Annotated in this window: 20 protein-coding genes and 1 riboswitch; of the genes, 7 read left to right on the plus strand and 13 right to left on the minus strand. The window is 70.1% G+C overall.

Going from position 1 to position 21,038, the window contains the following annotated elements; all coding sequences use genetic code 11:
- The first annotated feature begins 150 nt into the window (after nucleotides 1-150).
- A complete protein-coding gene (gene cyc1, locus ABZ478_RS06060; protein ID WP_359545714.1) occupies nucleotides 151-1,236 on the plus strand; it encodes an epi-isozizaene synthase in 1,086 nt (361 codons plus the stop codon).
- A complete protein-coding gene (locus ABZ478_RS06065; protein ID WP_359545716.1) occupies nucleotides 1,233-2,612 on the plus strand; it encodes a cytochrome P450 in 1,380 nt (459 codons plus the stop codon). Before cyc1 ends, ABZ478_RS06065 begins: the two co-directional genes overlap by 4 nt.
- A 16-nt stretch (nucleotides 2,613-2,628) precedes the next feature.
- Here the strand turns inward: ABZ478_RS06065 and ABZ478_RS06070 are convergent, their stop codons facing one another.
- Entirely contained in the window at nucleotides 2,629-3,594 is a 966-nt protein-coding gene (locus ABZ478_RS06070; RefSeq protein ID WP_359545718.1) for a helix-turn-helix domain-containing protein, read from the minus strand.
- A gap of 92 nt (nucleotides 3,595-3,686) precedes the next feature.
- Here ABZ478_RS06070 and ABZ478_RS06075 point away from each other — a divergent pair, with 92 nt between their 5' ends.
- The gene (locus tag ABZ478_RS06075) at nucleotides 3,687-3,941 is read left to right on the plus strand and encodes a hypothetical protein (RefSeq protein WP_358927559.1); all 255 of its coding nucleotides are present in this window, start codon (nucleotides 3,687-3,689) and stop codon (nucleotides 3,939-3,941) included.
- On the opposite strand, the gene ABZ478_RS06080 is transcribed toward ABZ478_RS06075, so the two are convergent.
- The 6 genes from ABZ478_RS06080 to nagB form a co-directional block, all read right to left on the minus strand.
- The gene (locus tag ABZ478_RS06080) at nucleotides 3,854-4,810 is read right to left on the minus strand and encodes a ribonucleotide-diphosphate reductase subunit beta (RefSeq protein WP_359545909.1); all 957 of its coding nucleotides are present in this window, start codon (nucleotides 4,808-4,810) and stop codon (nucleotides 3,854-3,856) included. The two genes, ABZ478_RS06075 and ABZ478_RS06080, sit on opposite strands and share 88 nt — an antisense overlap.
- Nucleotides 4,811-4,881: 71 nt before the next feature.
- Nucleotides 4,882-7,266, minus strand: a complete 2,385-nt coding sequence (locus ABZ478_RS06085; protein WP_359545720.1) for a ribonucleoside-diphosphate reductase subunit alpha — start codon at nucleotides 7,264-7,266, stop codon at nucleotides 4,882-4,884.
- Between the two features lie 123 nt (nucleotides 7,267-7,389).
- Nucleotides 7,390-7,528: riboswitch (cobalamin riboswitch) on the minus strand.
- Nucleotides 7,529-7,663: 135 nt separating this feature from the next.
- Nucleotides 7,664-9,292, minus strand: a complete 1,629-nt coding sequence (mctP, locus tag ABZ478_RS06090) for a monocarboxylate uptake permease MctP (protein ID WP_359545722.1) — start codon at nucleotides 9,290-9,292, stop codon at nucleotides 7,664-7,666.
- Entirely contained in the window at nucleotides 9,289-9,552 is a 264-nt protein-coding gene (locus ABZ478_RS06095) for a DUF3311 domain-containing protein (RefSeq protein WP_359545724.1), read from the minus strand. Before ABZ478_RS06095 ends, mctP begins: the two co-directional genes overlap by 4 nt.
- Before the next feature lie 137 nt (nucleotides 9,553-9,689).
- Nucleotides 9,690-10,454, minus strand: coding sequence for a GntR family transcriptional regulator (locus tag ABZ478_RS06100; protein WP_359545725.1), 765 nt, complete (start codon nucleotides 10,452-10,454; stop codon nucleotides 9,690-9,692).
- A gap of 200 nt (nucleotides 10,455-10,654) precedes the next feature.
- Entirely contained in the window at nucleotides 10,655-11,440 is a 786-nt protein-coding gene (gene nagB, locus ABZ478_RS06105; RefSeq protein ID WP_359545727.1) for a glucosamine-6-phosphate deaminase, read from the minus strand.
- A gap of 182 nt (nucleotides 11,441-11,622) precedes the next feature.
- On the opposite strand from nagB, the gene ABZ478_RS06110 reads away from it, so the two are divergent.
- On the plus strand, nucleotides 11,623-12,261 hold the full coding sequence (locus ABZ478_RS06110; protein ID WP_359545728.1) for a TetR/AcrR family transcriptional regulator: 639 nt from the start codon (nucleotides 11,623-11,625) through the stop codon (nucleotides 12,259-12,261).
- A 344-nt stretch (nucleotides 12,262-12,605) separates the two neighbouring features.
- Nucleotides 12,606-14,072, plus strand: coding sequence for a PAS domain-containing sensor histidine kinase (locus ABZ478_RS06115; RefSeq protein ID WP_359545911.1), 1,467 nt, complete (start codon nucleotides 12,606-12,608; stop codon nucleotides 14,070-14,072).
- Between the two features lie 164 nt (nucleotides 14,073-14,236).
- Here the strand turns inward: ABZ478_RS06115 and ABZ478_RS06120 are convergent, their stop codons facing one another.
- Complete coding sequence (locus tag ABZ478_RS06120) at nucleotides 14,237-14,494, minus strand: WhiB family transcriptional regulator (RefSeq protein WP_006142322.1); 258 nt, start codon at nucleotides 14,492-14,494, stop codon at nucleotides 14,237-14,239.
- A gap of 321 nt (nucleotides 14,495-14,815) precedes the next feature.
- Nucleotides 14,816-15,784 carry a diacylglycerol kinase family protein gene (locus ABZ478_RS06125; RefSeq protein WP_358927567.1) on the minus strand — a complete coding sequence of 323 codons (969 nt, stop codon included), beginning with the start codon at nucleotides 15,782-15,784 and terminating at the stop codon, nucleotides 14,816-14,818.
- 158 nt (nucleotides 15,785-15,942) lie between these two features.
- On the opposite strand from ABZ478_RS06125, the gene ABZ478_RS06130 reads away from it, so the two are divergent.
- Nucleotides 15,943-16,395, plus strand: a complete 453-nt coding sequence (locus ABZ478_RS06130; protein ID WP_359545730.1) for a hypothetical protein — start codon at nucleotides 15,943-15,945, stop codon at nucleotides 16,393-16,395.
- 19 nt (nucleotides 16,396-16,414) lie between these two features.
- Here ABZ478_RS06130 and ABZ478_RS06135 read toward each other — a convergent pair whose 3' ends face one another.
- From ABZ478_RS06135 to ABZ478_RS06145, 3 genes are all read right to left on the minus strand, one after another.
- On the minus strand, nucleotides 16,415-17,485 hold the full coding sequence (locus tag ABZ478_RS06135) for an RNA polymerase sigma factor SigF (protein ID WP_359545732.1): 1,071 nt from the start codon (nucleotides 17,483-17,485) through the stop codon (nucleotides 16,415-16,417).
- A 17-nt stretch (nucleotides 17,486-17,502) separates the two neighbouring features.
- Complete coding sequence (locus tag ABZ478_RS06140; RefSeq protein WP_004925829.1) at nucleotides 17,503-17,916, minus strand: anti-sigma regulatory factor; 414 nt, start codon at nucleotides 17,914-17,916, stop codon at nucleotides 17,503-17,505.
- A 261-nt stretch (nucleotides 17,917-18,177) separates the two neighbouring features.
- Nucleotides 18,178-18,438: a UBP-type zinc finger domain-containing protein gene (locus tag ABZ478_RS06145; RefSeq protein ID WP_199211950.1), complete on the minus strand. Its 261-nt coding sequence runs from the start codon at nucleotides 18,436-18,438 to the stop codon at nucleotides 18,178-18,180.
- Between the two features lie 62 nt (nucleotides 18,439-18,500).
- Between ABZ478_RS06145 and ABZ478_RS06150 the strand changes: the two genes are divergently transcribed.
- On the plus strand, nucleotides 18,501-20,096 hold the full coding sequence (locus ABZ478_RS06150; protein ID WP_359545734.1) for a Na+/H+ antiporter: 1,596 nt from the start codon (nucleotides 18,501-18,503) through the stop codon (nucleotides 20,094-20,096).
- A 32-nt stretch (nucleotides 20,097-20,128) separates the two neighbouring features.
- Here the strand turns inward: ABZ478_RS06150 and ABZ478_RS06155 are convergent, their stop codons facing one another.
- Nucleotides 20,129-21,022, minus strand: coding sequence for a pyridoxal-phosphate dependent enzyme (locus tag ABZ478_RS06155; protein ID WP_359545736.1), 894 nt, complete (start codon nucleotides 21,020-21,022; stop codon nucleotides 20,129-20,131).
- Nucleotides 21,023-21,038: the final 16 nt, after the last annotated feature.

Consider the following 21,038-nt stretch of genomic DNA (forward strand, 5'->3'; position numbering starts at 1 on the left):
ATCCCGGCAACCTGGGGTGGTGATTGAAGCAAATCCGTTCCCCCGACGGTCAGTTGTGGTGCTGAATGGGAAGTGCGGGGATACGCAACGGCGCACGCCCGGCACGACAAGGAGGGCCGTGCGCGCCTGGCGGCTGAGAGGGGACAGTTCGTGCACGCTTTCTCACACGGCACCACATCGACGACCTCGGTGGCGGTACCGCCGTCTCTCGCACTTCCGGTGATCGAGGACTCCTTTCCACGACAACTCCACCCGTACTGGCCGAAGCTCCAGGAGAAGACACGGCAGTGGCTGCTCGAAAAGCGGCTCATGCCGGCGGACAAGGTGCGGGAACATGCCGACGGACTGTGCTACACCGACCTCATGGCGGGGTACTACACCGACGCCCCCGACGAGGTCCTGCAGGCCATCGCCGACTACAGCGCCTGGTTCTTCGTCTGGGACGACCGCCACGACCGTGACATCGTCCACGGCCGGGCCGCCGACTGGCGGCGCCTGCGCCACCGGCTGCACGTGGCCCTCGACGCGCCCCGGCAGCACCTGGGCCATCCCGACCCGGTGGTCGCGGGGCTCGCGGACAGCGCGCTGCGGCTGTTCTCGTTCCTGCCGCACACCTGGAACCAGCGGTTCACCCGGCACTTCCACGCGGTGATCGACGCCTACGACCGCGAGTTCCACAACCGCACCCGGGGTTACGTCCCGCAGGTCGAGGAGTACCTCGCCCTGCGGCGGCTCACCTTCGCCCACTGGATATGGACGGACCTCCTGGAACCGAGCGCCGGACGTGAACTCCCGGACGCCGTACGGAGAAACCCGGCCTATCGCCGTCCGGCACTGCTGAGCCAGGAATTCGCCGCCTGGTACAACGACCTCTGTTCACTGCCCAAGGAAATCGCGGGCGACGAGGTGCACAATCTCGGAATCAGTCTCGTCACGCATCAGGGCCTGACCCTCGAGGAGGCGGTCGAGGAAATCCGGCGGCGCGTCGAGGAATGCGTCGGCGAATTCGTCGGCGCCGAACGCGAGGCGCTGCGGTTCGCCGACGAACTCGCCGACGACGGCACGGTATCGGGAAAGGAACTCGGCACCGCCGTCCGCGCCTGTGTCGGCAACATGCGGAACTGGTTCAGCTCCGTCTACTGGTTCCACCACGAGTCGGGCCGGTACATGGTCGACAGCTGGGAGGACCGGTCCACACCCCCGTACGTCAACAACGAAGCGGCAGGTGAGAAATGACCGTCGAGTCCGTGAAGCCCCAGACCGCCCAGACAGCCCAGACGGCGGAACCGCGCGAGGCACCCCTGGCCGGCGGCGCCGTCCCGGTCCTCGGCCACGGCCTGAAACTGGTCCGCGACCCGCTCGCCTTCATGTCCGGGCTGCGCGCGCACGGTGACGTGGTGCGCCTGAGGCTCGGCCCCAAGACGGTCTACGCCGTCACCACCCCAGAGCTCACCGGCGCGCTCGCGCTCAGCACCGACTACCGCATCGACGGGCCGCTGTGGGAGTCCCTGGAGGGCCTGCTCGGCAAGGAGGGCGTGGCCACCGCCAACGGCCCCCGGCACCGGCGTCAGCGGCGCACCATCCAGCCCGCGTTCCGGCTCGACGCGATCCCCGCGTACGGGCCGGTCATGGAGGAGGAGGCGCACGCGCTGACCGAGCGCTGGCGGCCCGGCGAGACCGTCGACTGCACCTCGGAGTCCTTCCGGGTCGCGGTGCGCGTCGCCGCCCGCTGCCTGCTGCGCGGCGAGTACATGGACGAGCGCGCCGAGCGGTTGAGCACCGACCTCGCCACCGTCTTCCGCGGTATGTACCGCAGGATGGTCGTTCCGCTCGGACCGCTGTACCGGCTGCCGTTCCCGGCCAACCGTGAATTCAACCGGGCACTGGCCGATTTGCATCTCCTGGTCGACGAGATCGTCGCCGAGCGGAGGGCATCTGGTCAAAAGCCGGACGATTTGCTGACGGCATTGCTGGAGGCGAAGGACGACAATGGTGAGCCCATCGGGGAACAGGAGATCCACGACCAGGTGGTGGCGATAGTCACCCCGGGCAGTGAAACCGTCGCCTCCACGATCATGTGGCTGCTCCAGGTGCTCGCGGAACATCCGGAACACGCGGAGAAGGTGCGCACCGAGGTCGAATCCGTGACCGGGGGGCAACCCGTCGGATTCGAGCACGTCCGCCGGCTCACGCACACCAACAATGTCGTCGTCGAGGCCATGCGGCTGCGGCCCGCCGTATGGATTCTGACGCGGCGCGCGATCACCGACACCACGCTCGGCGGTTATCGCATTCCGGAGGGCGCGGACATCGTCTACAGCCCGTACGCCATCCAGCGCGACGCCCGCTCCTACGGCGACCACCTCGGCTTCGACCCCGACCGCTGGCTGCCGGAGCGGGCCAAGGAGGTGCCGAAGTACGCGATGAGCCCCTTCAGCGTCGGCAACCGCAAGTGCCCGAGCGACCACTTCTCCATGGCCCAGCTGACCCTGATCACCGCGGCGGTCTCGGCGAAGTACCGCTTCGAGCAGGTCGGCGGGTCGAACGACACCACCCGGGTGGGCATCACGCTCCGGCCGCAGAAGCTGCTGCTGAGGCCGGTGCCCTGGTAGGCCGCCGCCGGTGCGCTCAGGCGGCCTCGGGGCCGCGGAACGCGCGCCGGTAGGCGTTGGGGGTCGTGCCGAGGGCGCGGACGAACTGGTGGCGCAGCGCCGCCGCCGTACCGAAGCCGGTGCGGGAGGCGATCGCGTCCATGGTCTCGTCCGTGCCCTCCAGCAACTCCTGCGCCAGCAGCACCCGCTGGCGCAGGAGCCAGCGGTAGGGGGTCGTCCCCGTCTCCTGCTGGAAGCGGCGGGCGAAGGTGCGCGGGGCCATGTGGGCGCGGGCGGCGAGCTGTTCCACGGTCACCTCCTGGTCGAGGTGCCCCTCCATCCACGCCAGCACCTCGCCGACCGTGTCGCACGGGGTCTCGGGCAGCGGCCGCTCGATGTACTGCGCCTGTCCGCCGTCCCGGTGCGGCGGCACCACCATCCGCCGGGCGATCTTCTTCGCGACCTCCGGTCCCTGCTCCTTGCGCACGAGGTGCAGACAGGCGTCGATACCGGCCGCGGTGCCGGCGGAGGTGATCACCGGGTCCTCGTCGACGTAGAGGACGTCCGGTTCGATGATCGCCCGGGGATTGCGCAGTGCCAGCTCCCTCGCCTGCCGCCAGTGCACGCTGCACCGCCGCCCGTCGAGGAGTCCGGCGGCGCCGAGCACGAACACGCCCGAGCACACGCTGAGCACCCGGGTGCCCCGCTCCACGGCCCGCACCAGGGCGTCGAGCAGGGCCGGCGGATACTCCCGGGTCACGTACTCGCTCCCGGCCGGCACCGCGATCAGGTCGGCCTCCTCCAGCCGTTCCAGACCGTACGGCGTCGAGACGGTGAGCCCGCCGACATGGGTGCTCAGCGCCGGGCCCTCCGCCGAGACCACGGCGAAGTCGTACACCGGCAGCCCCTCGTCACTGCGGTCGATGCCGAACACCTCGCACACCACCCCCAGCTCGAAGGGATGCACGCCGTCCAGCAGCACTGCCGCCACGTTCCTCAGCATGCTGCCAGTGTGCCCCGAAGCTGGCAGTAAATCGAGGGTGTGCGGCAGTCCTGCCACTGTCGGTAAGGAGCATGCGGCGCGACAGTGGTGTCATGACCGGAAACCAGATCGAAGGCCTGATCGGAATGCTCACCACCCTGGGCATCCTGGTCCTCCTGATCCTCCCGTCCGTCCTCGGCATCGCCCGCGAAAGGCGCGTCGACCGACAGCTCAGGGAGGCTCAGGAGGCCCGGGGTGCGAAGAGCCGGGAGAAGGAGGTTCAGAAGTCCTCGTCCAGGTCGACCGTGCCCTCCACGGCCACCTGGTACGCCGACGGGCGGCGCTCGAAGAAGTTCGTCAGCTCCTGAACGCCCTGCAGCTCCATGAAGGAGAAGGGGTTCTCCGAGCCGTACACCGGGGCGAAGCCCAGGCGCGTCAGGCGCTGGTCGGCGACGCACTCCAGGTACTGCCGCATCGACTCGGTGTTCATGCCCGGGAGGCCGTCACCGCACAGGTCGCGCGCGAACTGCAGCTCGGCCTCGACGGCCTCCCGCAGCATGTCCGTGACCTGCCCGCGCAGCTCGTCGTCGAACAGGTCCGGCTCCTCCTTGCGGACGGTGTCGACCACGTCGAAGGCGAACGACATGTGCATCGTCTCGTCGCGGAACACCCAGTTGGTGCCGGTGGCCAGACCGTGCAGCAGACCCCGGCTGCGGAACCAGTAGACGTACGCGAAGGCGCCGTAGAAGAACAGGCCCTCGATGCACGCGGCGAAGCAGATGAGGTTCAGCAGGAAGCGGCGGCGGTCGGCCCTGGACTCCAGCCGGTCCAGCCTCTCGACCTCGTTGATCCACTTGAAGCAGAACCCGGCCTTCTCCCGGATGGAGGGGATGTTCTCCACCGCCGCGAACGCCGCCGCCCGGTCGTCCGGGTCGGGCAGATAGGTGTCCAGCAGCGTCAGGTAGAACTGGACGTGGACGGCCTCCTCGAAGAGCTGGCGGCTCAGATAGAGCCGGGCCTCGGGGGAGTTGATGTGCTTGTAGAGGGTCAGCACCAGGTTGTTCGCGACGATCGAGTCGCCCGTCGCGAAGAAGGCGACCAGACGGCCGATCAGATGCTGCTCGGCCGGCGTCAGCTTCGCGAGGTCGGCGACGTCCGAGTGGAGGTCGATCTCCTCGACGGTCCAGGTGTTCTTGATGGCGTCCCGGTAGCGCTCGTAGAAGTCCGGGTAGCGCATCGGGCGGAGAGTCAGCTCGAAGCCGGGGTCGAGCAGGTTCTTGGACGGCACAGGCTTGGCTTCGTTGGTCGTCACTGGCAGGCCTCGCAGGACTCGGGGTTCTCAAGGGAGCAGGCGACGGCGTCGGGGTCGGCGGCCTGCTGCACGGGGATGGGGGTCTGGGTCTGCGCCCGGGCGGCGCGGGCGATCCGGGTCGCCGGGCGCGAGCGCAGGTAGTACGTCGTCTTCAGGCCCGACTTCCAGGCGTACGCGTACATCGAGGACAGCTTGCCGATGGTCGGCGTCTCCAGGAACAGGTTCAGCGACTGCGCCTGGTCGAGGAACGGGGTCCGCGCCGCCGCCATGTCGATCAGACCGCGCTGCGGGATCTCCCACGCCGTGCGGTACAGGGCCCGTACGTCCGCCGGGATCCAGGCGAAGTCCTGCACGGATCCGTTGGCGTCGCGCAGCGCCTCGCGGGTGCGGGCGTCCCACACGCCCAGCTCCTTCAGCTCCCTGACCAGGTACGAGTTGACCTGAAGGAACTCGCCGGACAGCGTCTCGCGCTTGAACAGGTTGGACACCTGCGGCTCGATGCACTCGTACACGCCCGCGATGGACGCGATCGTGGCCGTGGGCGCGATGGCCAGGAGCAGCGAGTTGCGCATGCCGACCTCGGCGATCCGTGCCCGCAGGGCCGCCCAGCGCTCCGGCCAGGTGAACTCGACGCCGTAGTGATCGGGGTGCAGGACGCCCTGCGCGGTACGGGTCTTCCGCCAGGCCGGCAGCGGGCCGTTGCGCTCGGCGAGGTCCGCGGAGGCCTCGTACGCGGCGAGCATGATCCGCTCGGCGATCCGGGAGGACAGGGCCTTGGCCTCGGGGGAGTCGAAGGGCAGCCGCAGCTTGAAGAAGACGTCCTGCAGGCCCATCGCGCCCAGGCCCACCGGACGCCAGTTGGCGTTCGACCGGCCCGCCTGCTCGGTCGGGTAGAAGTTGATGTCGACCACGCGGTCGAGGAAGGTGACGGCCGTGCGGACCGTCTCGTCGAGCCGCTCCCAGTCGAGGCCGCCGGCCGCCGTGTCCACGAAGGCGCCTAGGTTGACCGACCCCAGGTTGCAGACCGCGGTCTCGCCGTCGTCCGTGACCTCCAGGATCTCGGTGCACAGGTTCGAGGAGTGCACGACGTGGCCGGCGGTCGCCGTCTGGTTGGCGGTGCGGTTGGCGGCGTCCTTGAAGGTCATCCAGCCGTTGCCGGTCTGCGCGAGGGTGCGCATCATGCGGCCGTACAGGTCCCGGGCGGGCATCGTCTTCTTCGCGAGCCCGGCGGCCTCCGCCCTGCGGTACGCGGCGTCGAACTCCTCGCCCCACAGGTCCACCAGCTCCGGCACGTCAGCCGGGGAGAACAGCGACCACCGCTCGTCGGCGTCGACCCGGCGCATGAACTCGTCCGGGATCCAGTGCGCGAGGTTCAGGTTGTGCGTACGGCGGGCGTCCTCACCGGTGTTGTCGCGCAGCTCGAGGAACTCCTCGATGTCGGAGTGCCAGGTCTCCAGGTACACGGCGGCGGCGCCCTTGCGCCGGCCGCCCTGGTTCACCGCGGCCACCGAGGCGTCCAGCGTCTTCAGGAACGGCACGATGCCGTTGGAGTGCCCGTTGGTGCCCCGGATCAGCGAACCGCGGCTGCGGACACGGGAGTACGACAGGCCGATGCCGCCGGCGTGCTTGGAGAGGCGGGCGACCTGGTGGTAGCGGTCGTAGATGGAGTCCAGCTCGTCCAGCGGGGAGTCGAGGAGGTAGCAGGACGACATCTGCGGATGCCGGGTGCCGGAGTTGAAGAGAGTGGGGGAGGAGGGCAGGTAGTCGAGGCGGCTCATCAGCCCGTAGAGCGCGGCGACTTCGTCCACGGAGCGGGCGGTGTCGTCCTCGGCCAGCCCGGCGGCGACGCGCAGCATGAAGTGCTGGGGCGTCTCGATCACCTGGCGGGTGATGGGGTGGCGCAGCAGGTACCGGCTGTGCAGCGTGCGCAGGCCGAAGTAGCCGAAGCGGTCGTCGGCCGCCGGGTCGACCAGCGCGTCGAGCCGTTCGGCGTGCAGCCGTACGAACTCCGCCGTGCGGTCGGCGATGAGACCCTCCCGGTGGCCCACGGCGACGGACCCGGTGAAGGACGTGACGCCCTGCGAGGCGGCCTCGGCGCGGACGGAGACGGTCAGCAGCCGGGCGGCCAGCCGGGAGTAGGCGGGATCCTCGGAGATCAGTCCGGCGGCCGCCTCCGTGGCCAGCTCGCGCAACTCCGCCTCGTCGGCCCGGGCGGACCGGCCGCGCAGCGCGGCCGCGGCGACTCGGCCGGGATCGGCGTCGGGGAGGTCGGCGGTCAGCTCGGTCAGGGTCCGCAGCAGCGCGGTACCGGGACCGTCGGTCTCCACCGGGGCTCCGCTCGCCGGGATGGCTGAAGCCGGGTCGGCTGGCGCGATGGTCACGTGGGGCTCTCCCTCGCTCGGCACGGGGCCTTGCGGAGGGCAGGGGTCAGCGCGAGCGCGCACGGCGTCGCGTCCCCGGCCCATTCCACGAGGCCCGGACGTCGATGAGCACCCGGACCGGACGGCCGGGCGCGCGCTGCCGACAGGTCCTCGGACTGAAACAGGCGTGCGGAAACACGCAAGTACACCGTTGCGGGACAGTTCCGGATTCGCACCGGATTCCCCTGCGGCGACAGCGAGCATGAGCATACATCTAGTGCCGGGCTGTCGTGTCACCCCCACATGTTGTGCCTGTTGCGTGTTGTGGTGGCTCCGCAGGGTCAACTCGCATGACAGCGGGCCGCCGTGGGTGGTGCCCTCGGCGGCCCGCTGTGGGGTGGTTCGTGGCCGGCTCGCGCTAGTGGGCGCTGCCCGCGGTGGCGGGCGGGAGTTCCACCTCGACCCCCGGGTCGCCCGCGTCCGCCGTGTAGTCCTCCGGCCGGGTCTCGTCGAGGCCCTCCGGGGCCTTCACGGCCTTCAGGACGAACGTGAGCACCACGGTGACCACGACGTTGAGCACGAACGCGGTGAGACCGATGTAGCCGATCTCCCCGATGCCCGGGATCTCCTTCGCGGAGCCGCCGAAGTGCTTCTGGGTCGGCGAGGCCACCCCGTACGCGGCGAGCGTGCCGTACACCATGCCGACCGCCCAGCCGGCGAGCAGCGCCCAGCGGTGGAACCAGCGGGTGAACAGGCCGCCGACCAGGGCCGGGAAGGTCTGCAGGATCCAGATGCCGCCCAGCAGCTGGAAGTTGATGGCGACCGTCTTGTCCATCGTCAGGACGAAGACCAGCGCGCCCACCTTCACCAGCAGCGACACGATCTTGGAGACCCGGGTCTCCTCCTTCGGCGTGGCGTCCGGCTTGATGAAGTCCTTGTAGATGTTGCGGGTGAACAGGTTCGCCGCCGCGATGGACATGATGGCCGCGGGCACCAGGGCGCCGATGCCGATCGCCGCGAAGGCCACACCCGCGAACCAGTCCGGGAACATGTCCTCGAACAGCTGCGGGATCGCCAGCTGGCCGTTGGTGACCTTCACCCCGGCCGCGATCGCCATGAAGCCCAGCAGGGCCAGCAGACCCAGCATCAGCGAGTACAGCGGCAGGAGGGTGGTGTTGCGGCGGATCACCTCACGGCTCTTGGACGACAGGGTCGCGGTGATCGAGTGCGGGTACATGAACAGGGCGAGCGCGGAACCGAGCGCCAGGGTGGCGTACGTCCACTGGCCCGCCTCCGGCGGTGCGAGCGCGCCGCGCGGCTTGCCGGTCGCCGGGTTGACCTGGCTGAAGGCGTCGCCCGCCTTGGCGAAGACGTCGTCGAACCCGCCCAGTTTGATCGGGATGTAGATGATCGCCACCGCGATGACGATGTAGATCAGCGTGTCCTTCACGAACGCGATCAGGGCGGGGGCACGCAGACCGGACGAGTAGGTGTACGCGGCCAGTACGCCGAAGGCGATCAGCAGCGGCAGGTCCTTCACGAACCAGTTGGTGCTCTCGCCGCCGCCGACGCCCATCACGTCCAGCACCGCCTGGATGCCGACGAGCTGGAGCGCGATGTACGGCATCGTCGCGAGGATGCCGGTGACCGCCACGGCCAGCGACAGGCCCTTGGAGCCGAACCGCCCGCGTACGAAGTCCGAGGTGGTGACGTAGCCGTGGCGGTGCGAGACCGACCACAGGCGGGGCAGGAACGTGAAGATCAGCGGGTAGACGAGGATCGTGTACGGGACCGCGAAGAAGCCGGCCGCGCCCGCCGCGTAGATCGCCGCCGGTACGGCGACGAAGGTGTACGCCGTGTACAGGTCGCCGCCGAGCAGGAACCACGTGATCCAGGTGCCGAACGACCGTCCGCCCAGGCCCCATTCGTCCAGGGAGTGCTCGTTGTCGGCCTTGCGCCAGCGTGCGGCCAGGAAGCCCATGACCGTGACGGCCAGGAAGAAGAAGATGAAGACGCCGAGCGCGACGCCGTTGACGCCGTCGTTCACTTCGTCGCACCCCCGTTCCGGGCACCACGGGCGCGCTGGTCACGCTGCCACAGCTTGTACGCCAGCATCGTGAGCGCGGTGGAGATGACCACCCACAGCATCTGGTACCAGTAGAAGAACGGGATCCCGATGAACGCGGGGTCCGTCTTGGCGTACGAGCCGACCCACAGCATCGCCACGAAGGGTGCGGCGAGACACAGGCCGATGACCACCCGGACCGGTGTCACCACCGGTGGTCTCACTTCTTGCGTTTCGGACATGCCACGGCTCCGTCCCCTCGCTGATCACCTGTGTAATGCGCAGGCAATCTAGGTGACGCCGTCACGGCAGCGGAAGACCTCGTCCGCATATCGGCATATCGATTTCGCGTGCGGAGCGTGAAGGTCTTGGGCGATGGTCAGTCCTGGGGGCGCTTCAGGCGGGCGACGAACTTGTACCGGTCACCCCGGTAGACGGACCGCACCCACTCCACCGGCCGGCCGGCCTGGTCCAGGGAGTGGCGGGACAGCATCAGCATCGGCAGACCGACGTCGGTGCCGAGCAGACCCGCCTCGCGCGGGGTGGCCAGGGAGGTCTCGATGGTCTCCTCGGCCTCGGCGAGATGGACGTCGTAGACCTCGGCGAGCGCGGTGTACAGGGACGTGTACTTCACCAGCGAACGCCGTAGCGCGGGGAAGCGCTTGGCCGACAGATGGGTGGTCTCGATGGCCATGGGCTCGGCGTTGGCCATGCGCAGCCGCTCGATGCGCAGCACCCGGCCGCCGGCCGTTATGTCGAGCAGCTCGGCGAGCCGGTCGTCGGCGGTGATGTACCCGATGTCCAGCAGCTGCGAGGTGGGCTCCAGGCCCTGGGCGCGCATGTCCTCGGTGTAGGAGGTCAGTTGCAGCGCCTGGGACACCTTCGGCTTGGCGACGAAGGTGCCCTTGCCCTGGATGCGCTCGAGCCGGCCCTCGACGACGAGCTCCTGCAGGGCCTGCCGGACGGTCGTGCGGGAGGTGTCGAACTCGGCCGCCAGCGTGCGCTCCGGCGGGACCGGCGTGCCCGGCGCCTGCGTCTCCGTCATGTCGAGCAGGTGCTTCTTCAAGCGGTAGTACTTGGGCACGCGCGCGGTGCGGACCGTCGTGCCGGTCTCGTGCTCCGCGCTGCTGACGTCGGTGCTCATGCTCTGCCTTCCCGGCTCCGGATGCCGAAAGCGACCGACCGACCGTCGGCCACGGCTCACATCGTGGCACGGCTTCGTGTGGCGGGCTCCACCCGCACGCTCCGTGATCTCCTCTGTATACCGGCGCACCCTCTGCTGGTCTAGTCCAGAGACCCCGGCTCCACCCCCTGGCACGCCGGGGCGGACGCGCCGGACGCCCCCTATACGCCCTGCCAGTCCGGCTTGTTGGCGTAGGTGTGGCGGAAGTAGTCGGCCAGCTTGAGCTTGGACGCGGCGGCCTCGTCGACGACCACCGTGGCGTGCGGGTGCAGCTGGAGCGCCGAGGCCGGGCAGACGGCCGCGACCGGCCCCTCGACGGTGGCGGCGACCGCGTCCGCCTTGCCCTCGCCGGTGGCGAGCAGCACCAGGTGGCGGGCTTCCAGGATGGTGCCGATGCCCTGGGTGATCACGTGGTGCGGCACCTGTTCGATGTCACCGTCGAAGAAGCGCGCGTTGTCGATCCGGGTCTGCTCGGTCAGCGTCTTGATCCGGGTGCGCGAGGCGAGCGAGGAGCACGGCTCGTTGAACCCGATGTGCCCGTCCGTCCCGATCCCGAGCAGTTGCAGGTCCACACCGCCGGCCTCGGCGAGCGCGCGGTCGTAGGCCTCGCAGGCCGCCTGGACGTCCTCGGCGGTGCCGTCGGGTCCGAGGAAGGCTCCCATTCCGATGCCGAGCGGCTCCAGCACCTCCCGGCGCAGCACCGAGCGGTAGGACTCGGGGTGGTCGGCGGGCAGCCCCACGTATTCGTCGAGCTGGGCTATGCGGGCTCCGGAGGTGTCCACCGCACCGGAGCGCCACTTGAGGGCCAGTGCCTGGTAGACGGGCAGCGGAGTGGAACCGGTGGCCACACCGAGCAGCGCGTCGGGCTTGCGTCGCAGCAGCCCGGCCATGGCCTCGGCGATCAGCTCGCCGCCCGCCGCGGCGTCCGGAACGATGACAACTTCCACGCTGGGCCTGCCGTTCTCAAGAGGGCTTGAAGTCTGTGAAACGCGCCATGTGGTTTAGACCAATCTAACAGAATGGACGGCCGGTGGCAGTGGTTCGGGGTCCCCTCACCCTTGTTTTCTAGCGATCGCTACATTAAAACTGTACTACGCCAAGCCGACATTTCTTTAGGGATCGCTATAGAATGCCCGCCATGGAGACCGGTCAGGGGACGAACGCGCAGGCCAGGCCGTCGAAATCACGTGGACGCCCACGCTCCTTCGACCGGGCGACCGCCCTGGAGAAGGCGCTGACGGCCTTCTGGCGGCACGGCTACGAGGCGACCTCGGTCTCCGACCTCACCCGGATCATGGGTATCGGCGCCCCGAGCCTCTACGCGGCCTTCGGTGACAAGCGGACCCTGTTCGAGGAGGTCGTCGGGGTCTATGTCGGCACCCACGGCGCCTTCGCCGACCGGGCCCTGGCCGAGGAGTCCACCGCCCGGGCCGCCGTAGAGCGCACACTGCGCGAGGCCGCCGCCCGGTACACCGATCCCGAGCACCCCTACGGCTGCCTGGTCGCGCACGCGGCCACCAACTGCACGAGTCCCGAGGTCGAGCGGCTGCTGCGGGACCGGCGCGACGCGTCCCTGGCCGCCCTGGAGTCCCGGATCAGGGCCGACGCGGCGGCCGGTGCGCTGCCCGCCGGTACCGACGCCGCGGCCCTCGCCCGGCACGCGACCGCGGTGCTCCACGGCATGTCCCAGCAGGCCCGGGACGGTGCGACGCGGACGGAGCTGGAGGCGCTCGCCGAAATTGCCATGGCCATCTGGCCCCGCGGCTGAGCCGGGCGGGCTAGGCTGCGTGGCATCGTGTGCCGTATCGACGCATGCTCCCGCGCGCATGGACACGCCCTCGTGGTCTAGTCCACAATGCGTAAGGGGATCCCGTAGGGAAAAATGAACAGCTTCCGTCTTCCCCGCACAGGAAGGCGGACCGAGGACCCGGCGCTCTCTGCCCTGACTGCCCCGGCTCCTCGGCCTTCGGCCGACCGGGACCGCACACCCCGCGGCCGATGATGCTCCGGGCTGCGGTGCCGGAAGGGCTGAGGGTCCCTTCCAGGCGCCGCGGCCCGCGGGTGTTTTTCGGTCACCCGTGCGGCCCCGGGTACGCTCGCATCGTGCCCTCCATGAACGAACTCGTACGCCAGCACACGGCCCTCGACGACTCCGACCTCGAGTGGCTCCACCTGCTGGTCTCGGAGTGGCAGCTGCTCTCCGACCTCTCCTTCGCCGACCTGGTCCTGTGGGTCCCGACCAGTGACGGCACCCGGTACGTCTCGGTCGCCCAGATGCGCCCCAACACCGGCCCGACCTCTTACCAGGACGATATGGTGGGCCATCTGGTCCCGCGCGGCCGGCGGCCCATGCTGGACGCGGCGCTGGACGAGGGCCGGATCGTGCGCGAGGGCGACCCGGAGTGGCGCGAGGAGGTGCCCGTCCGGGTCGAGTCCATCCCCGTACGCCGCGCCGGCCGGGTCCTCGGCGTCATCGCCCGCAACACCAACCTGCTCACGGTCCGCACCCCGAGCCGGCTCGAGCTGACCTATCTGCAGAGCGCCTCGGACCTCGCGCAGATGATCGCGGCCGGCTCCTTCCCCTTCCCCGACCAGCAGGTCGACATGGACGCCTCGCCGCGGGTCGGCGACGGACTGATCCGGCTGGACGCGGACGGCACCGTCCAGTACGCCTCACCGAACGCCCTGTCCGCCTACCACCGGCTCGGCCTCGCCGCCGACCTGGTCGGCCACCACCTGGGGCGGACCACCGCCGAACTCGCACCCACCAGGGGCCCGGTGGACGAGGCGCTCGCCAAGGTGGCGAGCGGCTGGGCGCCGCGTGAGTTCGAGATCGAGGGGAACGACGGGGTCATCCAGTTCCGGGCCATTCCGCTCAAACCCAAGGGCACCCGCATCGGTTCGCTGGTGCTGTGCCGGGACGTCACCGAACTCCGTCGCCGCGAACGTGAGTTGATTACCAAGGACGCGACGATCCGGGAGATCCACCACCGGGTGAAGAACAACCTGCAGACGGTCGCGGCCCTGCTCAGGCTGCAGGCGCGGCGCATCGGTTCCGACCGTGGCCGGGAGGCCCTGGAGGAGGCCGTCCGCCGGGTCGGCTCGATCGCGATCGTGCACGAGACGCTCTCCCAGAACCTCGACGAGCGCGTGGAGTTCGACGACATCGCCGACCGCGTGCTCGCGATGGTCGCCGAGATCTCACCGGGCAAGGTGGCCGGCCGGCGCAGCGGGCGCTTCGGCGTACTCGACGCCGAGGTCGCCACCCCGCTGTCGATGGTGCTCACCGAGGTGCTGCAGAACGCCCTGGAACACGGCTTCCGCGAGGGCGACACCGGCACGGTCGAGGTCTCCGCGATCCGCGGCGGCACCAGCAAGGAGGCCCGCCTGCTGGTCACCGTCCAGGACGACGGCGTCGGACTGCCCGAGGGATTCGACCCGCACCGCTCGGGCAACCTCGGCCTGCAGATCGTACGGACGCTGGTGGAGGGCGAGTTGGGCGGCACCTTCGACATGGTCCCGGCGCCGGAGCGGGGGACCCGGGTGATCCTCGACATCCCGGTGCTCGCGCAGAAGTGAGCCCGTCCGGGCCCGAACAGCATTGAGCCCCGGACCACTTGGTGATCCGGGGCTGAAGCTCGAAGCTATGCGCATCGGGGGTACTGCGCGCTGCGGCTCGGGGGCGGGAGATGCGTACGCGGTGTACGCGCCGCCAAGCTCAGGCTGTCATCGGGGTGGGGATGTCAGGCGGAGGCCTGACGAGCCCGGTTGCGGGCGGCGCGGCGCTTCATGGCGCGGCGCTCGTCCTCGCTGAGACCACCCCAGACGCCGGAGTCCTGACCGGACTCGAGCGCCCACTGCAGACACTGATCCATAACGGGGCAGCGACGGCAGACGGCCTTGGCTTCCTCGATCTGCAGCAGCGCAGGACCGGTGTTGCCGATGGGGAAGAAGAGCTCGGGGTCTTCCTCGCGGCAAACGGCGTTGTGACGCCAGTCCATGGCTGCTACCTCTCCTTGGTATTACGTGCAAGTTGCTTGTGAATGTGAACGCTTTCACGAATCCCTCAACAAGTGAAGGGCCGAGCGCCGAGTCTTCCCCGGCGTGGTCCTTTGGTTTGAAGAGGGGTTCCGGTGATCAGTGGAGGCCGGTGTTGCGGGCCGTCCCGATCGCCACGTAGAGACTCGCAAACCTCAGCGGCGGATACAACCCCTTCCGGAAAGTTTTTTTTGATTCCTCGGTGTCGACTGGGTCACAGCCGTACTTCCATGGGGTGGATCCTGGCCTAAACGTTCGAGTGAAAGGACTTTCGCCTCTTCCGCTCACACAATCACACGCAGTGCGCGGCGTACGCCTGTGAACGTCACGCTGGTTCGCAGCCCCAGGTGGTCACCGTCCATCTGAAGGGGCAGCGGCACCTTCGAATGCAAGGTGAAGCGGTCCAGATCATGGAGTGAGACGGCATGCTTCCCATGGGGTCCCCGCTCGGGGGACGAAGTGAGCAACTGGGTGCCATACCGGGCAACCGCGGCCGTGGACAGGCGGCTGAGACCGAGTACGTCGAGGCCCGTGTCGAACGAGGCCTTAGGTGACGTGTACATCGGGCGATTGCCGAGATACGTCCACGGGGACGTGTTCGAGGCTATGGCGACCACGAGATCGGTGACCGGGTCCTCGCCGGCCCGTTCGAGCGTGATCGTGCCGTGCCGGCGGTGCTGCTCGCCGAGGAACTGGCGCATCACCTGACGTACGTACAGCGCGTGCGTCGACTTCTTCCCGCGCTCGCGCTGCTGTTCCACCCGGCCGACCACGCCCGCGTCGAAGCCCAGACCCGCGTTGAAGGTGAACCAGCGCGACGGCACCGACTCGTCCTCGGTGCCGGGCGTGCCCGAGGTCAGGCCCAGGCCGACGACCCGCTCGCTGTTCTCGCGCAGGGCGTCCAGCAGGGCGCCGGTGGCCTCGACCGGATCGTTGGGCAGACCGAGCGCTCGGGCGAAGACATTGGTGGAACCGCCCGGCACCACGGCGAGACCGGGCAGGCGGTCCGGGTCGGGGCCCGCGTGGAGCAGGCCGTTGACCACCTCGTTGACGGTGCCGTCGCCGCCGAGGGCCACGACCATGTCGATGTCCGAGCTCTGCGCGGCCTGCCGGCCCAGGTCGCGGGCGTGGCCGCGGTACTCGGTGGTGACCGCCTCGAGCTTCATCTCGCTCGCCAGCGCGTGGATCAAAACGTCACGCCTGCGTGCGCTTGTGGTGGTTGCCGCCGGATTGACCACGAGAAGTGCACGCATGGATGGCAGCGTACCTACTGGGGGGTACCCGGCCCAGACCGAGGTAGGGATCCGGTAAGAGGAGAGGACGTGAGCCTGCCCACGGGGCCCCGGCACGGCGGTCCGCGCGCTGCACCTCCCCGCGGCTGCCCCGGACGTCCGGCGGATACCCTTCAGGGGTGAGCAGTGAGCAGAACCCCGCCCCGGACACCGCCGAAGCCCCCGCGACTCCCGGACCGCGCCCGCGCCGGCTGACGTACGCGGCGGCGCTGGCCGCGCTGGAGGGTGCCGCCCTCGTGATCGGCGGCGTGTGGATCCTGGTCCTCGGGCTCACCGGCGACCCGGACGACCGTCAGCAGGCCGTGACCGGCGGGATCACCCTGCTGGTACTGGCGCTGCTGCCGCTGCTCGCCGCGCGCGGCCTGCTGCTGCGGCGCGGCTGGAGCCGCGGGCCGGCGGTGATCACCCAGCTCATGGCCCTGCCGGTGGCCTACAACCTGCTCCAGGCCGACAGCATGGCCATTCCGGGCGGTATCGCCCTCGCCGTCGTGGCGGTCGTCGCCCTGGTGCTCCTGGTGAGCCCCGCGACGACCCGGGCGCTCGGGATCAAGGGGCCGGGCCGGGCCGAGTAGGCGGCCCGCTCCGGTCCGCTCACTCCTCCACCAGCAGCTTCTCCCGCAGCTGGGCCAGGGTCCGGGCCAGCAGCCGGGACACATGCATCTGGGAGATGCCGACCTCCTGCGCGATCTGCGACTGGGTCATGTTCCCGAAGAAACGCAGCAGCAGGATCCGCTTCTCGCGGGGCGGCAGGTCCTCCAGCAGGGGCTTGAGGGACTCCCGGTACTCCACGCCCTCCAGCGCCTCGTCCTCGGCGCCGAGGGTGTCGGCCACCGCGGGGGACTCGTCGTCGGTGTCGGGGACGTCCAGCGACAGTGTGGAGTACGCGTTGGCGGACTCCAGACCCTCCAGGACCTCCTCCTCGGAGATGGCCAGCTTCTCGGCCAGCTCGTGGACCGTGGGCGAGCGGCCGTGCAGCTGGGACAGCTCGGCCGTGGCCGTCGTCAGCGCCAGGCGCAGCTCCTGCAGCCGGCGCGGCACCCGGACCGCCCAGCCCTTGTCGCGGAAGTGCCGCTTGATCTCGCCGACGACGGTCGGGGTGGCGTACGTGGAGAACTCCACGCCGCGCTCCGGGTCGAAGCGGTCGACGGACTTGATCAGGCCGATCGTGGCGACCTGGGTGAGGTCGTCCAGTGGCTCGCCCCGGTTGCGGAAGCGGCGCGCGAGATGCTCGACGAGCGGCAGGTGCATACGGACGAGCTGGTTGCGCAGTTCCGCGTACTCCGCGCCCCCCGCGTTCAGCCGGCGCAGTTCGAGGAACATCGCACGGGCCCCGCTGCGGTCCTGGGGATCGTGATGGGTGGCGTGCACGGCCTCGGCGCCCACCGCGTCGTCCTCCGCGTTTCGCTCGTGCTCGCTCATCGTCCCGCCCGTAGCCCTTCCCCGAGCCGCCTCCGCGCGGGCGGCGGACCCGGATCCGCCGCGTGCCTTCGGAGGCGCGCTCTGCACGGCACCGTCGCCGGCGGCCTCAGCGGAGTCGTCCTCCGGGTGCGGCCTGGCCTGCTCGGGGATGCCGTCGATGCCGTCCGCCATGCGTCGGGCGCCGTCCGTGGGGCCTCGGCCCTCCGCCGGCAGCTCCCGTGTGCCGCGCTCTTCGTCCCGCACCGGCCCGTCCCCGTTCCTCACGCCGGCCCGGGGCCCGCGCCGCGCTGTTTGTAGAGGCTGATCGACACGGTCTTGTCCTCGTCGACGGCGGACGAGACCTTCCCCGCCAGTGCCGAGAGCACCGTCCAGGCGAAGGTGTCCCGCGAGGGGGCGTGGCCGTCGGTGGTCGGCGCCGACACCGTGACCTCGAGCGAGTCGTCGACGAGGCGGAAGACACAGCTGAGCACGGAGCCGGGCACGGCCTGCTGCAGCAGGATCGCGCAGGCCTCGTCCACGGCGATCCGCAGATCCTCGATCTCGTCCAGGGTGAAGTCCAAGCGGGCCGCGAGACCGGCCGTGGCCGTCCGCAGCACCGACAGGTAGGCACCCGCAGCCGGCAGCCGGACTTCCACGAAGTCCTGGGTCGCGGGCTCGCCTGCGATCTGGGACACCCTCACCTCCATGGTGGTACAAGCTTTACGGGGCCGAGGGTCGCCCCCCGGGCTAACGCATACGTGGTTCCGCGGTGACGCTATCGCGCTCCGAACGTTTCTGTCCCCGGGGCCCCAACCCCCTGGCGTCACTCACAGTAAAGCTGCGGACACGCTCCGTGTCTAGGGGGTTTGCGGGCCCAAAAGGGAAGAGCGCGCGCCGGGTTGACGTACCCCGGCGTCACACGCCCGAACCGTCGGCGGTGGCCGCTCCCTGAAGTGTCACACGAGTACGTGGTCGACGAAGCACCAGCGCCAGTCCTCGCCGGGCTCGAACGTCCGCATCACCGGGTGGCCGGTCTCCGTGTGGTGCCCCGTGGCGTGCCGTCCCGGCGAGGAGTCGCAGCAGCCGATGTGGCCACAGGTCAGGCAGAGCCGCAGCTGAACGGGATGTGTGCCCTGCGCGAGACACTCCGGGCACGTCTCGGTGAGCGGCTCGGGTTGAGGGTGCGGCAGCGCGTCGGAGTGCGTGCACTGTTTCATGATTGCCAGGTTACGACGGGCGTGCGGGTGGCCGCGCGGAAAAACGAGGGTGGGCGAGGACCATGGACGTGATGCCGCTGCTTCTGCTGGTGGCGGGGAGTGCCGCGGTCGCGGGGGCGGCCCGGCGCACCCCGCTGCCGGCGCCCCTGCTGCTGGTCGCGGTCGGCCTGGCGGTCTCCTACATCCCGGGGGTGCCGGACTACCGGCTCGACCCCGAGGTGGTCCTGCCGCTCGTACTGCCCCCGCTGCTGTACACCTCGGCGAGCGACAGCTCCTACCTCGACCTGCGGGCCCAGTTCAGGCCGGTGGCGCTGCTGTCGGTGGGGTACGTGCTGTTCGCGACCGTCGTCGTCGGCTGGGCCGCCTATCTGGTCATCCCCGGGATGCCGCTGCCCGCCGCCCTGGTGCTGGGCGCGGTGGTGGCGCCGCCCGACGCGGTCGCCGCCACGGCGGTCGCCCGCCGGGTCGGGCTGCCGTCCCGGATCACCACGATCCTGCAGGGGGAGTCCCTGCTGAACGACGCCACCGCGATCACCGCCTACAAGGTGGCGCTGGCCGCCGCCATCGGCGAGGGCGCCACCTGGGCGGGCGGCATCGAGGAGTTCCTGATCGCGGCCGTCGGCGGTGTCGGTGTCGGCCTCCTGCTCATGGCGCCCCTGCACTGGCTGCGCACGCACCTGAAGGAACCGCTGCTGCAGAACACGCTGTCCCTGCTGATCCCGTTCGTCGCCTACAGCGTCGCCGAGCAGGTGCACGCCTCCGGCGTCCTCGCGGTCGTGGTCGTCGCCCTCTACCTCGGGCACCGCGCGTGGGAGGTCGACTTCGCCACCCGGCTCCAGGAGGACGCGGTGTGGAAGATGGTCGCCTTCATCCTGGAGTCCGCGGTCTTCGCCCTGATCGGCCTCCAGCTGCCGGTCGTTTTGAAGGGCCTCGGTGAGTACGAGGGCGTGACGGCCGCCTGGTACGCGATCGCGGTCTTCGTGGTCGTCGTGCTGGCCCGGTTCATCTGGGTCTACCCGGCGGCCTTCGTGCCCCGCCTGCTGTCGGAGCGGATCAGGACGCGTGAGGAGAACCCGACCTGGAGGGGGGCGATGGTCACCTCGTGGGCCGGGATGCGCGGAGTGGTCTCCCTCGCCATCGCCTTCTCCATCCCGCTGACCGTGCACGGGGGCCATCCGTTCCCGCAGCGCAACCTGATCCTCTTCCTGACCTTCACCACGGTCATCGGCACGCTGGTCCTCCAGGGGGTGACCCTGCCGCCGCTGATCCGCCTGCTGAAATTCCCCAGCCGTGACCGGCGGGCCGAGACGCTGGCAGAGGCCAACGCCCAGGCGCAGGCCTCCCGGGCCGCGGAGAGCCGCCTCGAGGAACTCCTCTCCGACGAGCGCAACGCGCTGCCGCCGCCGCTCGCCGACCGCCTGCGCTTGGTGCTGGAACGCCGTCGCAACGCCGTCTGGGAGCGGCTCGGCCAGGTCAACCCGGTCACCGGCGAGTCCGTCGACGACACCTACCGCCGCCTGTCCCGCGACATGATCAGCGCCGAGCGCGAGGTGTTCGTCAGGCTCCGCGACCACCGCTACATCGACGACGAGATGCTGCGCGCGCTGCTGCGCAGGCTCGACCTGGAGGAGGCGGCCGCCTACCGGGAGGCCGCGTAGGGCGACTCGACCGGCTGGTGGGGGGGGCGGGGCTACGGGAAGGGCCGTCCGGTGACCACCGCCGTGACCGTCGTCCCGCGCGCGAAGGCGCCCTCCTCGGCCAGGGAGACGAGTCCGTGGAGCATCTTGGCGACATACAGCCGCTCCACGGGCAGGGAATGGCGCTGCTCGAAGTCCTGTGCGAAGGCGTCGAGTGCGGGCGTCGTGCGGGCGTAGCCGCCGAAGTGGAAGCGGTCGTCCACGGACCAGTTCCCGCTGCGGGCGCCGAAGGCGTCTTCCTGCAGGGCCTGTACGTCGGCGGCCAGGAAGCCGCCCTTGAGCACCGGTATGCCGAGCGCCCGGCTGTCGGGGGGCAGCCCGGCGGCGAGTCCGGCGAGCGTGCCGCCGGTGCCGCAGGCCACCGCGACGACATCGGCCCGTCCGCCCAGCTCCTCGCCCAGGGCCCGGCAGCCGCGCACGGCCGCGGCGTTGCTGCCGCCCTCGGGGACGACGTACGCGTCCTCGGCTCCGGCCGCGCGCAGGATCGCGGCCAGGGTCTCCGGCTCGTGCTTGTGACGGTATGTCGATCTGTCGATGAAGTGCAGTCGCATGCCGTCGGCCACGCACCGGGCCAGCGACGGGTTGAGCGGCCGCCCGGCCAGCTCCTGGCCCCGGACCACGCCGGTGGTGGGCAGCCCCAGCAGCCGGCCCGCCGCCGCCGTCGCGCGCAGATGGTTGGAGTAGGCGCCGCCGAAGGTGACCAGCGCCCGTCCCCGTGCCGCCTCGATGTTGGGCGCCAGTTTGCGCCACTTGTTGCCGATCAGCTCCGGGTGGATCAGGTCGTCCCGCTTGAGGAGCAGGCGCAGGCCGCGCCGGCCGAACCGGTCGTCCCGTACCTCCCGCAGGGGCGAGGGCAGGCGCGGGGCGAGCGGGTCGGTGCTGGTCACGCCCCCATTGTCGCCC

It is taken from the genome of Streptomyces sp. NPDC005706 (assembly GCF_040631045.1).
Lineage (GTDB): Bacteria > Actinomycetota > Actinomycetes > Streptomycetales > Streptomycetaceae > Streptomyces.